A 14,971-nucleotide genomic window follows, 5' to 3' on the forward strand; every position below is an offset into this window, starting at 1 on the left:
TGGCGAGGGACGCGGCGCATGCCCTTCAATCGGGCAGGCGTCCGTCGCCCGGACCCGAAGGAGACGGCATGTCCACGCGCACCCGCCGGCCCGAACCGCCGGTGACCGGCACCGTCGCCGTGTCCACCGGCCGCCGCACCGCCTACCTGCTCGTGCTGGTGGTGCTGCCCCTGCTGGCGCTGGCCGCGGCGGTGGCCGTGGTGTGGGGGCGGGGCATCGGTCCACGCGACCTGGTGATCGCGGCCGTCATGTACGCGGTGAGCATCTTCGGTATCAGCGTGGGCTACCACCGGCTGCTGACGCACCGCTCGTTCCGGTGTCGCCGTCCGCTGCGGATCGCGCTCGCCGTCGCCGGCGGCCTGGCGCTGCAGGGCCCCGTCACCCTGTGGGCGGCCGAGCACCGCAGGCACCACAAGTACGCCGACCGGCCCGGTGACCCCCACTCGCCGTGGGCGTACGGCGGGGACGGACGGGCCCTGCTGCGCGGGCTGGCGCACGCCCACGTGGGCTGGTTCTACACGGCCCGCCGCCGTTCGGACCGCCGCCACTGGGTCCCCGACCTGCTGGCGGACCCGGACATCCGGCGGCTCGACGCGCTGTATCCGGTGACCGTGGCGGCGTCGTTCCTGCTGCCCGCCGCCGTGGGCGGGCTGTGGTCGGGCTCGTGGGCCGGCATGTGGACGGCGCTGTTCTGGGGCGGCCTGGTCCGCTACGCGGTCGTGCACCATGTGACCTGGTCGGTCAACTCCATCGCGCACACGTTCGGCGAACGCGAGTTCGGCACGCGGGACCGCTCCTCCGACGTGTGGTGGGTGGCGCTGCTGACGTTCGGCGAGGGCTGGCACAACTGGCACCACGCCGACCCCACCTGCGCCCGCCACGGGGTGCGCAAGGGGCAACTCGACGCGAGCGCACGCCTCATCCGGTTGTTCGAACGCGCGGGCTGGGCCTTCGACGTACGCTGGCCCGACCCCCGGCGAATGGCCGCCCGCCGCAGCCAAGCCGCCGACTAGCCGGACGACGGCTCACCGCTACCTCTCCCCCGCAGCATCGGCATCCGACGGCGGTTTCGTCGCAGCCCTCGGCCCCGTAGCCGCCCGCCTGTGGAAATCAGGGGGACGGCGGGCCTTCCTCGTTCCCGCGAAGACGCCGAGGAGGGACGGCAGCGCGCCGACGGTGAAGCAGGCGGCCAGGGGGAGGTGGCCGATGAGCAACCCCACGGCGGCCGAGCCCGCGACGTTTCCCGTGTTGAACGCCGTGTTGACCCACGCACCGGCCTGCGTCCTGGAGCCTGCCGCCGCGGCCTTGTCCGCCACCATGTAGGCCGTGGTGAGCACAGGCGCCACGAACAGTCCGGTGACGCCGATCAGCAAGGCGAGCACGGCGATCCGCCCCCTCGGCTTGCCGGGACCGCTCGCGGGCATCGGAACGTGCGGCGGGCGAGGACGCCAGCGCCAGTGAGCCCACGGTCACCAATCCGGCGCTGGCCGCGACCCCGAGAGAAGGCTGGGCCAGCCCTGCCAGCATGCCCGCGATCAGCGGTCCGGCCACGTAGAGCAGTTCTTCGGCGACGGTGTCGACTGAGTAGGCGCGTTGCAGAAGCGCGCCGTCAGGGAGCAGGTCGCTCCACAACGCCCGCATGATGGGGCCGAGCGGTGGAGCGAACGCTCCCGTCAGTCCCGCGACGAGCCACAGCAGAGATCCCGGTGTCCCCGGGCGCCAGGTGAGGGCTGCGAGGAGGGTCAACAGCAGCGCGTACGCGACCGCCATCGGCGGAAGCACGCGGCGGACACCGTGCCGATCGACCAGCCGTGCGCGTACCGGGGACAGCAGCGAGCCGGCGAGTCCGAACAACGCGATGGCACCGCCTGCCGTCGCGTACGACCCCGTGGCCTGTGTGCATGCCAGGACGAGCGAGAGAAAGACGGTTCCGTAGGACAGTCTTCCGACCAGCGCCGCGACGAAGGTACGTCCGGCCAGAGGAGTGCGGAGAACAGCGTGGTAGGACGCCACCTGCTGCGAAGAGATCAAGAATCCCTCGAAAGGGCAGCGTCAGGCCGGTATGTGCGGCGGGACGCTGCGAACCTGAGAAGCCCGCTTCCGCGTCAAGCCCATGCTGGACGGGCGACGCGGTCAGCCGGTCTCTAGGCACGAGGGTCGAACATGCGCCTCAAGCTAACACAACCCCGTGCTGTGTCATGAGATGCCGTTCGGGTGCCGCTCCGTTCGTGCTTGGGTGCGAGCAGGGCATGCCCGCCATCCGCGCTCGGTTGAATCCGGCGTCAGGCACCAGCGGTTCGGTATCGGTGCCGCAGTCCACTCGCGGGTCGCGACGACAGCCCGCTATGTGCCGTCTGTGGTGCGGAGGGACTCCAGGAGCTGGGTGAGGGCGGCCATGGTGTCGCGGAGGTCGTCGGGGTTGCTCGATCCGGCGAGGAAGAGCGCCGCCTCGTTCATCGCTCCCGACAACAGGTGAGTCAACGGCTTGACGGGCCGGCGCGCTATGAGGCCCTTGTCCATGAGGTCGGTGAGCGCCTCGGCCAGGTGCCGGGCGGAGGCCGCTTCGTCCATGGCCCGCCACTCGTTCCAGCCCAGGACCGCGGGGCCGTCGATGAGCATGATGCGCTGGACGTCGGGATCGGTGCTGGCGGACAGGAAGGCCTGGCATCCTGCCGTGAACTGCGTCCAAGGGTCGTCGTGCGCGTCGGCGGCCGCAGCCACCTTCCTGCCGACCTCGTCCTGAACCTCCCGCAGGACGGCCCGGAAGAGGTCCGCCTTGCCGTCGAAGTGGTGGTAGAGCGCACCCTTGGTGACCTTGGCGGCGCGGACGATCTCCGACAGGCCCACCTCGCCGTAGCCCCTGGCGGCGAACAGCCTGCGGCTCTCGGCCACGAGCGTCCGCCGGGTCTGCTCACGCTGCTCCACCCTGCTGGTCATGGGCACTCCGTTGACATACCGATGGTACGCCAAATAGCGTACTTGACATACCATCGGTATGCGAAGGAGGAGCTTCGTGAAGCTGACCAGCTTCTATCCCGTCATCGGCGTCACCCGCCTGCGGGAGTCGCGCGACTTCTACACCCGCCTGTTCGGGTTCGAGGTGACGTTCGAGGCGGACTGGTACGTCAGCCTGCGCCGGCAGGGCGACCGCCCGTACGAACTCGCGCTGCTCGACTACGGCCACCCCACCGTGCCCGAGGCCTACCGCAAGCCCGCCCAGGGCGTGCTGCTCAACTTCGAGGTCGAGGACGTGGACGCCGAGTGGGAACGCCTCGTCCTCGACGAGGGCCTGAAGGCCGAACTGGACCTGCGCACCGAGGATTTCGGCCAGCGGCACTTCATCGTGACCGACCCCAACGGCGTCCTCATCGATGTGATCAAAGAGGTGCCGCCCACCGACACCTACGCGGACAGCTACCTCGCACGCTGACTGCGGAACGGGCCGCGCACCACCATGTCGGTGCCCTTGCATCCGCCCCTTGTACGGACGAGATCGGCGGGCTGGACAACACCAACCAGGACGCCGGGTGGGGCCGCATGTTCGGCTACGCCAACGGCGGCCAGATCTCCTGGCTGCTGCCCGCCGCGTCCGTCGGTGCCGTGTCGGTCGTCCCGCCCAGGACGCCCACTACGGTTTGCGCCGTCATGGCGGACGCGCTTGTTGTGAGCGGCTTCGTGCTGGCCGAGGTTGCGCAGGGGCGTCCGCTGGTTGGCTCGTCCACGGCGGTCGTGGAGCCGGGCAGCCCTCCCCACCAGCGCCGGCGTGGGCCGGCCCACAGCCGCCATACCCGCTCGACGGGCGCGTCGAAGTCGGCGACCACGGTGAGGGTGAGGGCGTCGTAGTCCTTTGCCGGTCGGGCGGCCGGACGGTGCAGCGACGCCGCAGGGGCTGCGGCCGCGCCCAGAGCACTGCCCGCAGCACATCACCGGCCAGCTGATCGGATCTGCCGCACCTGGGCTGGTCCTCCGTGCGGACAGGACGGTACGGGACGGGACGTCGGCGGCAGCGACCCCGCTGCTGCGTGTGCCGGTGCCGTCACGTCGGCAGGTGGCAGTGCCGTTGGAGGAAAACGATGATCGCTGGGTTGGCCGCCAGGACGATCGGCAGGATCATCAGCAGGACCACGCCGAGGCCTCCACCCAGCCGGGCGGGACGTGACAGCGGGCGATGCGGGGCCAGCAGCCGCCGCACACGGTGAAGCGCCAGGGAACCGCTCGCACCGAGCGCACCGGCGGGCGCTCGTCCCGCGGCCAGTGTCACGAGCGCTGCGGCCACCGTCGCCCGGTCGTGCCGGCGGGCGGCCGCGTCGTCGGCGACCAGTTCGACCAGGTGGGCGATCTCCTGATGCGCCGCACGGAACAACGGGACACCGGGGAAGGCGCGTTCGATGGCGGCGGCCACGGTGACCGCCAGGTCATGCCGTCCGCGAAGGTGCGCCCGTTCATGCGCGAGAACGGCGGCGAGCTGCCCTTCGTCCAGGCAGTCAAGGGCACCCGTGGTGAGCACCACGCAGCGGTGCCGGCCGGGCAGGCAGTACGCCATCGGCTGGCGGTGCTCGAGCACCAGCGCCTGCAGGTCGGGGCGAGGCCACGCCACGACGGCGAGCGCCCGCAGATGGCCGCGTCTGCGACGCGCGGTCAGCAGCAGCGACACGGCGACGCGGACGAGGATCCATCCGGTGACGCCGATCGCGACCACCATGCCGGCATAAGCGCCGACGGGCTGCTTCACGCCACCGTAGTGCGCCTGGAGTATCGCCTGGCAGGCGTCGAGAAGCTGAGCCAGCCCGTGGGACGCGCGCGTGGTCGACGCCGTCAGGACGACGCCCGCCAGGACCAGCGCGCCCAGCGCGGACGCGGTGGCCGCCTGCCACACGATGACGCCCAGCCGAGGGGCCCGCTCGGTCCAGGTGAGGCGTCGCAGCGGCCACGTGCCGAAGAACGCGAGCACTACCGCGTAGACCAACAGCGCGACGGCAGCGGTCATGTACGGCTTTCCGGCGGAATGATCTTCAATGCGGCGCGCAGCGCCTCGGTCTCCTCGGGGGACAGTTCGGCGAGGAAGTGCACGAAGGCGGCGGCCTGGTTGTCGCTGGTGGCCAGGGCCTCGCGCATGAGCTTGGCCGTGTAGCCCTCGCGTGTGGCGGTCGGTTCGTACACGTAGGCCCGGCTGACCATCTCACGGCGCAGCCAGCCCTTCTTGTACAGGTTGTCCATGACCGTCATCACGGTGGTGTAGGCGATCTTCCGGTCGTGCCGCAGGTCCTCCAGGACCGTCCGCACGTTGACCGGCCGGCCGTACGTCCACACCCGCTTCATGACGGCGGCCTCGAGCTCACCGAGTCGCGGCAGGGCCATCTTCCACCACCTTCCTACGCGCGATAGTAGCCCGCCACCCACCCGCGACCGATGGGCGTGCGCCGCTTCCGACCCCCTGGGAGATACCGGTAGACCACCGCCATTGGAACGTCCGGGAGGCGCTTGACGGCCTTCGGGCTTGCGCACTCTCGCGCAGCGCCGCTCGGATGCTTGCGAGTCGGAGGTTGGAACTATTTCACCTAGTAGTTCTGTCGGCGATCGGCGGCGGACGGGGGAGGGAGGGTTGGCACTGCGTTCGCCCGAGCGGAACCCGGGCCGCGAGGGCCGAGCGCGTAAGGCGCGCAGCCGCCCCTCGGCTTCTCTGGCTTGCCACTACTACATGGCGCCCGGCTCGAATCGGAAGTCGCTCTGTTCGCCAGTGACGATTTTCGGTGCGCCGTGGATCTTCGGGGTCTCTCAGGCCTGTAACTGCAACGACTCCGAGGCCATCGGGGCCGCTCGTCAACGCAGCGATGTCCCGCGCTGGCATGCCCCCCGCAGGCGGGGCTCGGCCCACTCGACTGCTCTGGACCTACAGCAGGGTCGACATGAATCTGCCCACTACTGTACTGGCTGCTCAATAGGCGGTGCCGTCCGGATCCTCCCGTCGGACCGCCACGTATCGCAGATCACCCTGAGCCGACGTCTACTACGGTTTTTAGTAGCACAGCTCACCTGGGTGCGGTCGTGCCGGTGGAGTCCATGCGCAGACGTGTCAACACCGCCTCGGTTTGCAGTCATCCAACCCGTGCCCTTTACGTTGTAGATTCCGAGCGGGTGCGGCGCCCCGGGTGACGGCTGTGCGGGGCCGCGCTGTTGTCAGGCGCCGCTTGGGGCCGGGCGGTCGCTCGGAAGGCGGCATCGCGAACTCCGGCCTGCACATCGGCGGGTCGTTTCGCAACGCCCCGCTTCCGCCTTGGCGCGCTCAGCACCACGGATCAGGGGCTACGCGCAGGGCGCGCGATGAGACAGGCCTCCTCTGAGGGATGCCTGTGGCATGGTGCCGAACAATTGCGACATCCGCATGTCAGTCGGGTAGCCGCGGGCGTGGCGGGCGGGCGTGGCCGACCACGATCGGTGAGGCGTCGGGCGCGGTGGCGCGTCGTGACCGTCGGCCTGCCCGTCATCGGTACTGAGCACGCCAGGGGGAGCGGGGCGTCACGCGCGAGGACCCGGCCGGACATGCGGGGCTTGGTCTCGGGCTCGCGATCCGCGACGGCCCGTCCGTCACGGCGCATGACGACGCCCCACGCCATGGGCGGGCGCGGGGCGGCCGTTCATCGGCTCGGGGTTTTGGTGCAGGTCAGCTTGGGTTCGGGCTGGTAGACGGTGTGGAACTTCTGCCTGCGCACGACCCGGCCGTCCTTCTTGAAGATCCGCCACACGTCGATCGAGAACCCCTCCGCGCCGGGCATGGGGATGCACCGCGGCCCCGAATCGGTGATCGACTCGAAGGGGCGCACGTTGTAGCGACCGGAGCTGCGCGACTCGATGTCGAACCGCTTGGTGCTCCAGAACGCCACGGTGATCGACGTGGCCGTGTACGAGGTCTTGATCAACACCCCGTACGGGGAGTCGTTGCGCCACCGGAAGTCCGGCTCGGGATAGGAGACCGTCGACTCCCGCCCGGCCGGATACCGGGAGATGTAGAAGGAGTGGGGGGTGTGCTGGACGTCCTGCAGCCCGCCGAAGAACACCGCGTTGAACATGGTGGTGACGAACTGTGAGACGCCCCCGCCCACGTCGTCGACGTACCGCCCGTTGAGGATCATCGGCGCGGGGACGAATCCGCGGGCTCGGTCGCGCCTGCCGACGACCCCGTTGAGCGAGAACGTCTCCCCCGGCCTGACGATGTACCCGTCCAGGATCCTGGCGATGGTCTGGATGTTGGTCACCCGCGGCGCGCAGCACGGGTGGTCGGTGGTGAAGCCGCTGATCTTTTCCTTGATCCCCATCGCCTGGGCCTGCTCGGTGGTGATCCGGGGTTGCGTGGTGACCACGTCCACCGGCACGGTGCGGTCTCCGCCCGTGGTGAGCACCCGGCCGAGGGCTTGGCCGAGTTTGGCGGCGTCCACTCCCTGACCGGCGCGGGAGGGCCGGAGCTTGAGGCCTCCCGACCTGCTCACCGTGAAGGTCGCGTCCCGGGGCGCCTGGGCCGCGGGCACGAACCGCTTCTCCACGCTCCTGGCCACCGCCGCCGCGTCGAACTCGGGACGCAGCGAGCCCCGCCCGTCTGCCACGAACCGCAGATTGCGGGCGATGTCCGTCGGGGACACCGCGACCCGCCGGTCCCCGCGGGTGAGAACGAGCGGACGGGCGACCGCCTGACGCGCCGTGGTCTGCGCGACACGCCGCACCTCCTGCGCCGACACCGTGGGAGCCGCCGGTCGCGGCGCCACGGTCACCTGAGGCCGGGGGTCGAGGAAGGCGTCCTTGACCGCGCGCTCGGCCGCCGCGCGATCGATCTCGTTCCCCGGCCTGGGCAGCACCGGAACCGGTTGCGTGCCCTGGTAGCGCACGCCGCCTTCCCGGCGCGGGGTGTCGACCTCCTTGGCGACGCCCGCGATGGCGGACGACAGCCGTCCGGCGTCCACCTTCACCCGGGGCGTGACCTCCCGGCCCCCGATCCAGGGACGCAGCAGGTCGGACGGGGTGGGAGCCCCGCCGCCCGCCGCGGCGACCGTGGCCCGCACGTCCAGCGACAGTCCCGCCTCCGCCGGAGCGATGGTGAACCGGTGCCCGGCGGCCGTCACCACGATCGGACGTTCGGCGTCATCCGCCAGTTCGCGGGCGAGCTTGGCCTCCGCGTCCGCCGGCGACAGCCCTCCGATGTCGACGCCCGCGACCCGTGTGCCCCCGGGGACCTTTCCGGCGACCGTCACGGTACGCACGACACCGGCCACCAGTACCAGGGCCAGCCCGGCGGCCGCCACCGGCAGCAACCGGCGCCGCAGCCGCCGGGCCTGTCCGGCGCGAGCCCGTGTCTGATCACTGCTCGGGATGTTCGACATCGCGTCCGATTCCACTCGCTCTCACAGCAACCCGGGACGTCTCCTAGGAAAGCTAGTAGATGGGCGAGCGTGGTACGGCACAACGGTCGAGGACGACTCGAAGAGGCTGCCGCTCGTCGGTTTCGGCGGCGGTGAGCGAGGCTCCCTGCTGACCGGCGGGTCGTGTCACGGTGGGTTCCGCTTCTCCGAAGCCGAGGCCGTCACTGGGCGTCATCGTGAAACGCACGAAATGTCCTGACTCCCGCGTCGCGCATGTTCCACGAGCCGGACCGGCAGGCAGAGGGGGCGTGCGGCCGGTTGCGCCCGCCTGCACCGCAGCCACCGTCGCTCGCCGCTGAAGCCGCCTGGTGGTGGGCACGTCGGCGGCCGGGACGCACGTCCGCAGGACGACGAGCACGCCGTGGAGATGGCCGTGGCGCGGCTGCGGCGCGGGCTGGGTCGGTCGGGCATCGTGGAGGGTCAAGCGCGGCCATCGGCTGGCGTGCGACCCGGTCCGGTGGAGCTGAGCGGCTGATGCGCGCGGGCAGCGGTATCAGCGTCACCACGAGGGCCACGGGGTGGCGCCGATTCGGTTCGGCCGTGGAGCAGCAGAGTTGCCGGGGTTGCGTCACGGGGCCGGGACGAACCGCCCTGCCGGGGGTTCTGGTGTTGTCCAGCGGTGCTCCTCCGGATCCGTCAGTCGCTCGCTCTAGGGTCGTGGCGGCGGGTCGTCGGAGAAGGCGGAGGTCATCGTGGCGATCGAGAACCAGCGGGTCGCGGGGTATGCGTTCCTGCAGGGGATGTACTCGGACGCGTTCTTCCCGGATCACCTCGTTGACAAGGGAAAGGCGATCTTGCTGAGGCTGTGCGAGCGGATCGAGGCGGAGCGGCCGGCGGATCTGACGGCGTTGTACGCGTTGACGCACGCCGCGACGGAGGAGTTCAACGCGCTGGACGAGGAGTTCGCGGCGGCCGGAAGCGAGATCGAGACCTTTGCCCGGGAGTCGATAGCGGACGACTTCGGGTTCGTGGCCTCCTCCTACGGATTCGAGGACGCGGATGCGGAGCAGTTGATCGCCACCCGCGACTGGTGATCGGGACGCAAGGGGCGACTTCCCGGGGAAAGCGTGTGTTCCCTTGAGCTGTTCGCGGCTTCAGTCGGTGGGAGGGCTGGGGGGAGGTCGCCTGGACGATGGCGTCGATCCGTGCGGGTGAGCAGCCGGCCCGGCGTTGGACTTGCCGATTTACAGCGGTACTCGGCGGCCAGGCGACAGTCTCCATTCCAGCGGCGATAACCGGGAATGAGATCGACGACGAAGCGTAGGTGTTCGGCCCCTCTTCGGCTGCACACCTCGCGTTGTCCATTACAGTTCGCGGGCCGGTAAGCAGATCTCTCGGCCGGTTGAGAATGGGCGCGAAAGCCCCTGACCTAGAGAAGGTGGTTGATCGTCTTGGATGGCCGGGACAGGACGGCGCGGGAACGCGGGTGGCGGTCAAGATCCTGCACGCCCGGCTGGCCGGTGACGACCGCGCCCGCCATCTGTTCCTGAGGGAGAGCGCCCTCGCTCGCGAGGTCGAGCCGTACTGCACGGCCCGGGTCCTCGCGGCCGACGTCGAAGGCGACCGCCCCTACATCGTCAGCGAGTACGTCGAGGGCGAGTCGCTCAGCGACCTGGTCCGCCGCGCCGGTCCGCGCGACCACGGCAGCCTGGAGCGGCTGGCCATCGGCACGGCCGCCGCGCTGAACGGCATCCACCGGGCGGGCATCGTGCACCGCGACTTCAAGCCGTCCAACGTTCTGCTGGCCACCGACGGGCCGCGGGTCATCGACTTCGGGATCGCCCGTGCGCCGACCTCCACCACCACCCTGTCCAGCGGGATCGTCGGCACCCCCGCGTACATGTCGCCCGAGCAGGTGGCGGGGCGGGAGATCGGGCCGCCGTCGGACGTGTTCTCGTGGGCGGTCACGCTGACCTTCGCCGCGACCGGCGGCCCCGTGTTCGGCACCGACAGCATCCCGGCCGTCCTGCACCGCATCCTGAACGTCGAGCCGGACCTGTCGGCGATGCCGCCGCACCGGCGCGCCCTGCTGGCGGCCTGCCTGGACAAGGTGCCCGAGCGGCGGCCGACGATGTCGCAGGTGCTGGCCGAACTGCTCGGCGAGGCGCCCGCGCCACGGCCGCACGTGCCTCCGCCGTCCACCTACCGTCCGCCCGCCGCCACGGGCGGGCCGCCCACGCCTCCGTTCGGCGCACCTCCGCCCGAGGCGCCTCCCTACGGCGCGCATCCGCCCGCCGTGCCTCCGCCTGCCACCGCACGGTTCGCGGACCACACGAATCCCGCGTTGCCGTTTGAGCCGCCGGGCTCGTCCAAGCCGCTGCCCATGGGCGTCTTCTTCGCCGGGACGCTGCTCCAGTTGCTCGTCGGCGTGGCCATCACCGTCTACGCGGTGAACTACTCGTCCAACCTGAACAGCGTCATCGCCGTGGAGGCATTTCTCCTGGCGCTCGGCGCGCTCGTCGTCGTGGTCCGGCGGTTCAGAGCACACGGGGACGGTTGAGAGCGTTGGGCGTCCTGGCGTTGCCGGTACTGGTCCTCATCGTGGTGACCTACGTCGCGATCCTGAACACGCCCGGCGGGCTCCGCCTGCGGGCGCGGTTTCCCTCACTCGTGGGTGCGGTGCTGCCCGCGCTGGTGTGCCTGCCGCTCGCCATAGGTTTCATCGCGACCGGCATGACGGAGGAAGGCGTCGTCGTCCTCCTGGCGTACGCCGTCATCGTCGTCATCTTCGCCATCCTGGCGGACCTGCTGCGCCAGAATTGAAGGTCCGCCGCGTCCTGGAGGCTGCACGCACTCAGCGCTGGGCTGCGCTCTGAGGCGCGTCCCGCCCCACCTACGCCCCCTCCACCTGCCCTGACTCGGCATCGATCCGCTCCTGGGCGCGCACGTACAGGCCACCGACCGGGACTACGGCGGTGCGGCCAAGCCGGTCCTCCACCGGGCGGCCGCGCTCGGGTCACGCGAACTGTGGAAGGTCAGAAGATGGCGGCGCGCAGTTCCTCTCGACCGGAGATTCCGAGCTTGCGGTAGACCCGGGAGAGATGGACCTCCACGGTGCGCAGGGCGAGATACAGGTGTCCGGCGATCTGCTTGTTGGTCATTCCGGCCTGTGCCAGCCGGGCGATTCTCATTTCCCGGCTGGTGAGTGCCTCCCCGGGACAGGACATGCCCATTGCGCGCAGGGCCCGCTCGACCTCGTCGGCCCGGTGCTGGAGGCCGATGCGGGTGAACAGGAGGCGCGCCCGCTCCAGTTGCCCGCGTCCCTTCGTCCGCTCGCCCTGCTCGACGAGCCGTACCCCTAGCTCGTAGGACACGGCGCCGAGTTCGACCGGGGCGGCCGCCACCTCCAGCAGTTCGGCCGCCTCGGTGAGCAGGTCGATCTCCTGGCCCTTCCCGTCCACGAGCGCGACGGCGGTCAGGGCGCGTCCGATGGTGCGCGGTTCGCCCCAGCGCATCGCGGCCGCCTGCTCCTGCCAGGCCAGTACGGCCGCGAGCACCGGTCGTCCGGCGGCCCGCGCGGCGAGCGCCGCCCTGCCCCGCCACGGCAGCACCGCCGGGTTCGTCACGCCCCGGGCCACCAGTTCGCGCCCGCTGGCGAGGTGGTCGCCGAGTGCCCGTTCGGCATCACCGGTCGCCATCGCCACCGCGCCGCGGGCCCCGAGCAGGTCGGCCGCGCACGGGGCGCCGGACCGGATCGCCCCGTCGATGTCGTGCTCGGCCAGCAGTTCGCGGGCACGCCCCGTGGCGCCGGCTTCGACCAGCAGCTCGGCGGTGTGGGCGACGGCCAGCAGCCGCGTGACCGGCTTTGCCTCGGGGTGCAGCAGCGTGGCGAACAGTTCTTCCGCACCGGCCAGGTCGCCGCACAGCTGCGCGATCCGTCCCCTGATCAGGGTGACGTTGTCCATCAGCCCGTAGCGGGAGCCCGCCGACGCCTCCTCGGCGATCCCGCGGCTCAGCGCGTCCGCCACGACCAGTTCGCCCGCGAGCACCAGCGTGTTCAGGGCACGGGAAACGCACAGCGGCATGTATCGGCACGGCACGTCGTCGAGCGCCTCCTCGGCCAGCCGGACCGCGAGGGGCCAGTCCCGGCCGGTTCTCAGACACAGGACGGCCTTGGCGGCGCGGCATTCCGCCGCCCACGGGTGGGGTGAGGCGAGGGCGACGTGCCGGCCGGCGGACGGTACTCCGACGATCCCGGCGAACCGCCTGTCGGCGGGGTTCGGTTCGCGCCTCGCCGCCCGTCCCGCCGGGGAGAGCTCTCTGTCCGGCGGCGCGGAGACGACGTCCACGCGACTCCGCTGTCGGCCGGTGCTCATGCGACACCTCCCGTGGACTTCTCAGGACGGTTCCAGTCGTCGGACACAAGGCGTGGGGCGCTGCGGTGTTCTGGCATGACTGTCGTGTCGAACGGTCGGAAGAAACCGGGGTGCCACTGGAATGAGGTGCGCGGATAAACATGGCCGGTGCCGATGCGGACCGCCGTGCGTGGGCGTTTACCCGGGCCGACCGGACGGCAGTTTACAGATCTCTTGACAGTCTGGTCCAGAGTTTGCGGAGTGATGTGATCCACCGTCGCGGACCATCGCGGGCCGCACCTCAGCGGAGGGGGCTGAGAATGGTCCGCAGCTCGCGTCGGCCCTTGATTCCCAGCTTGCGGTAGACGCCGGTGAGATGGAACTCCACGGTGCGCTTGGTAAGCGACAGTTCCCCTGCGATCCGCCCGTTGCTCAGGCCGGCGCGGGCGAGTTCGGCGATCCTGCGTTCCTGCGGCGTCAGCCGGTCGACGCCGTCCGGCCGCACCATGCAGGCGAGCGCGGTGTCCGCGCGGTCCGCCCACAGGCGGTATCCGGTGCGGCGCGCCAGGTCGCGGGTCCTCTCCAGCACGCGGCGGGCCGCGCGGTACTCCTTTTCGGCGTCCAGCGCCCGGGCGATGTCGTAGCGCGCACGCAGCAGCTCACCGGTGGCCTTCGACCGTTCCAGGACGGCCTCGGCCTCCCGCAGCGCGTCGGCTCCGCCGTCCAACACCAGTGCGGCCGCGTGCATCGCGACGCCGACCGAACGCGCGCCGCCCCAGCGGCTCGCGGCGACCAACTCCTGTCTGGCGAGGGCGTCGGCCACGGTCTTGCGCCCCAGCAGGTGCCCGCACAGGGCAGCGCGCGAACGCCACGGCACGACCGCAGGGTTCACCACCCCCCACTCCAGGAGGATCCGGCCGCACGCGCGGAAGTCGTCACCAGCCAGTTCGACCCGTCCGGCGGCGAAATGCAGCCCGCCCCTGGCCGCGAGCAGTTCGACCCGGGCGCCCACCCCCGCGTCCTGCCCGTCGACGTCGCACTCCATGAGAAGGCCGTGGGCGCGGTCGAGCTCACCCAGGTCGATCAGCGCGGCAACCCGCCAGGCCGTGGCCAGCCCGCTGAACTGGGGGTGCACCCCGCGCACGGCCGCGTCGGCCAGCAGTCCGGCGGCTGTGTCAGGGGCGCCGCGCAGCCAGGCCAGGCGTGCGCGCAACAGCGTCAGCGCGTCACGGTGCCGGGGCGTGGCCGTCCAGTCGGCGGCGCGGACGGCTCGTTCGCACTGCTCGTGCGCCTCGTCGAGTTCGTCGGCGTAGGCCAGCGCGACCACCGCGTGCCAGAACGTGCCGACGTCACGCCAGGCCGATCTGGCGAGCACATGCGTGGCGAGGCGGACCACCTCCTCGCGGTTCACGCCCTGGTTGGCCAGCCGCACGGCGTGTATGGCGTCCCGGCGTTCCACCGGGATCGCGCGACGTTCCGTGTCCGGCCGCGACGCCCCCGGCAGGTAGACCAGCTCGGCCAGGTCGGGACCGCGGAGCGCGATCGGCGCGGGCAGGGTGTCCGCCACATTCTGGGTGACCGGCTCGTCCGCCGCGTCCCAGCTGCCCCGCCGGACCAGGTGTGCGCGGCGGTGCGGCGGCCGGTCGAGCGCCTGCCGTACCTCACCGACGCCGGGCGCGGCCGGAACCGACCGGGAGACCTGCCGATCGCGTCCGGGGCCTGTTTCGTGACCCATGGGGGAGCTCCTGTCGGTCGAGCGGCAGGCCGTATCAAAACACGAGAGTGCCGTCCCGGGGAGAGGGACGGCACTCCCACCATTGTTAGCGGACGAACTTCCAGGTGACGGGGATGTTGCCCTGCGCCGGGTCGGCGAGCTGCCGGAATGCGGGCAGGCTCAGGTCGATGTGCGAGGGCGAACAGCTCGGGCACTTGTCCTTGACCGGGACCCTGACCGTCCGCCCGTTGGCGGTGACCTCGACGAAGACGCCCTGGCAGAGCAGGTCGTTGTTCGGATTGGGCGTGGTCCAGTACGAGGCGGAGACGGCCACGAGCATTTCCGTGGCCGCGTTGATCTGCGTGCCGCAGGCGCCGTAACCGGCGGCGTCGTAGTACGTGGCGTTGCCCTGAATCGTCTGGCCGATCGGGATGTCCGCGTATGCCGTGCCCTGCGCGACCAGGGGAATCGTCATCGCCGCGGCCGCCGTGCCCAACGCCTTCGCGATCTTGCCCATGCTGAATCTCCTCGCCTTTCACGCGGAACTTCGGAAT

13 protein-coding genes and 1 pseudogene are annotated in these 14,971 nt (G+C 70.9%); 5 read left to right on the plus strand and 9 right to left on the minus strand.

All coding sequences use genetic code 11. The annotated features are described in order from the left end of the window. Positions 1–68: 68 nt before the first annotated feature. Positions 69–1,013 carry an acyl-CoA desaturase gene (locus tag ABZ801_RS20405; RefSeq protein WP_360699762.1) on the plus strand — a complete coding sequence of 315 codons (945 nt, stop codon included), beginning with the start codon at positions 69–71 and terminating at the stop codon, positions 1,011–1,013. Positions 1,014–1,031: 18 nt separating this feature from the next. Here ABZ801_RS20405 and ABZ801_RS20410 read toward each other — a convergent pair whose 3' ends face one another. The 3 genes and pseudogenes from ABZ801_RS20410 to ABZ801_RS20420 all read right to left on the minus strand — a co-directional run bounded on the left by ABZ801_RS20410 (position 1,032) and on the right by ABZ801_RS20420 (position 2,937). Continuing rightward, positions 1,032–1,382, minus strand: a complete 351-nt coding sequence (locus ABZ801_RS20410) for a hypothetical protein (protein ID WP_360700410.1) — start codon at positions 1,380–1,382, stop codon at positions 1,032–1,034. A gap of 31 nt (positions 1,383–1,413) precedes the next feature. Continuing rightward, positions 1,414–2,013 (minus strand): annotated as a pseudogene (locus tag ABZ801_RS20415) (MFS transporter); the annotation flags it as partial. 330 nt (positions 2,014–2,343) lie between these two features. Beyond that, complete coding sequence (locus tag ABZ801_RS20420) at positions 2,344–2,937, minus strand: TetR/AcrR family transcriptional regulator (protein ID WP_360699765.1); 594 nt, start codon at positions 2,935–2,937, stop codon at positions 2,344–2,346. A 76-nt stretch (positions 2,938–3,013) separates the two neighbouring features. Here ABZ801_RS20420 and ABZ801_RS20425 point away from each other — a divergent pair, with 76 nt between their 5' ends. Continuing rightward, a complete protein-coding gene (locus ABZ801_RS20425) occupies positions 3,014–3,430 on the plus strand; it encodes a VOC family protein (RefSeq protein ID WP_360699768.1) in 417 nt (138 codons plus the stop codon). 606 nt (positions 3,431–4,036) lie between these two features. Here the strand turns inward: ABZ801_RS20425 and ABZ801_RS20430 are convergent. From ABZ801_RS20430 to ABZ801_RS20440, 3 genes are all read right to left on the minus strand, one after another. Continuing rightward, positions 4,037–4,987 carry a M56 family metallopeptidase gene (locus tag ABZ801_RS20430; RefSeq protein ID WP_360699771.1) on the minus strand — a complete coding sequence of 317 codons (951 nt, stop codon included), beginning with the start codon at positions 4,985–4,987 and terminating at the stop codon, positions 4,037–4,039. Continuing rightward, on the minus strand, positions 4,984–5,358 hold the full coding sequence (locus ABZ801_RS20435) for a BlaI/MecI/CopY family transcriptional regulator (RefSeq protein ID WP_344940052.1): 375 nt from the start codon (positions 5,356–5,358) through the stop codon (positions 4,984–4,986). The genes ABZ801_RS20430 and ABZ801_RS20435 overlap by 4 nt, the downstream gene beginning before the upstream one ends. A gap of 1,277 nt (positions 5,359–6,635) precedes the next feature. Further along, entirely contained in the window at positions 6,636–8,369 is a 1,734-nt protein-coding gene (locus ABZ801_RS20440; protein ID WP_360699774.1) for a VanW family protein, read from the minus strand. Positions 8,370–9,100: 731 nt separating this feature from the next. On the opposite strand from ABZ801_RS20440, the gene ABZ801_RS20445 reads away from it, so the two are divergent. The 3 genes from ABZ801_RS20445 to ABZ801_RS20455 all read left to right on the plus strand — a co-directional run bounded on the left by ABZ801_RS20445 (position 9,101) and on the right by ABZ801_RS20455 (position 11,171). Beyond that, positions 9,101–9,442, plus strand: a complete 342-nt coding sequence (locus ABZ801_RS20445; protein ID WP_360699777.1) for a DUF5713 family protein — start codon at positions 9,101–9,103, stop codon at positions 9,440–9,442. Positions 9,443–9,756: 314 nt separating this feature from the next. After that, complete coding sequence (locus tag ABZ801_RS20450) at positions 9,757–10,908, plus strand: serine/threonine-protein kinase (protein ID WP_360699780.1); 1,152 nt, start codon at positions 9,757–9,759, stop codon at positions 10,906–10,908. Positions 10,909–10,913: 5 nt separating this feature from the next. Beyond that, on the plus strand, positions 10,914–11,171 hold the full coding sequence (locus ABZ801_RS20455) for a hypothetical protein (RefSeq protein WP_360699782.1): 258 nt from the start codon (positions 10,914–10,916) through the stop codon (positions 11,169–11,171). 212 nt (positions 11,172–11,383) lie between these two features. Here ABZ801_RS20455 and ABZ801_RS20460 read toward each other — a convergent pair whose 3' ends face one another. From ABZ801_RS20460 to ABZ801_RS20470, 3 genes are all read right to left on the minus strand, one after another. Beyond that, complete coding sequence (locus tag ABZ801_RS20460; protein WP_360699785.1) at positions 11,384–12,724, minus strand: helix-turn-helix transcriptional regulator; 1,341 nt, start codon at positions 12,722–12,724, stop codon at positions 11,384–11,386. A gap of 280 nt (positions 12,725–13,004) precedes the next feature. Next, positions 13,005–14,438 carry a LuxR C-terminal-related transcriptional regulator gene (locus ABZ801_RS20465; RefSeq protein ID WP_360699788.1) on the minus strand — a complete coding sequence of 478 codons (1,434 nt, stop codon included), beginning with the start codon at positions 14,436–14,438 and terminating at the stop codon, positions 13,005–13,007. 85 nt (positions 14,439–14,523) lie between these two features. Beyond that, positions 14,524–14,934 (minus strand): cysteine/serine endopeptidase inhibitor, encoded by a 411-nt coding sequence (locus tag ABZ801_RS20470; protein WP_360699791.1) that lies wholly within the window; start codon positions 14,932–14,934, stop codon positions 14,524–14,526. Positions 14,935–14,971 lie beyond the last annotated feature (37 nt).

Origin of the sequence: Actinomadura sp. NPDC047616, from assembly GCF_040642915.1 — a bacterium.
Classification (GTDB): Bacteria; Actinomycetota; Actinomycetes; order Streptosporangiales; family Streptosporangiaceae; genus Spirillospora; species Spirillospora miaoliensis.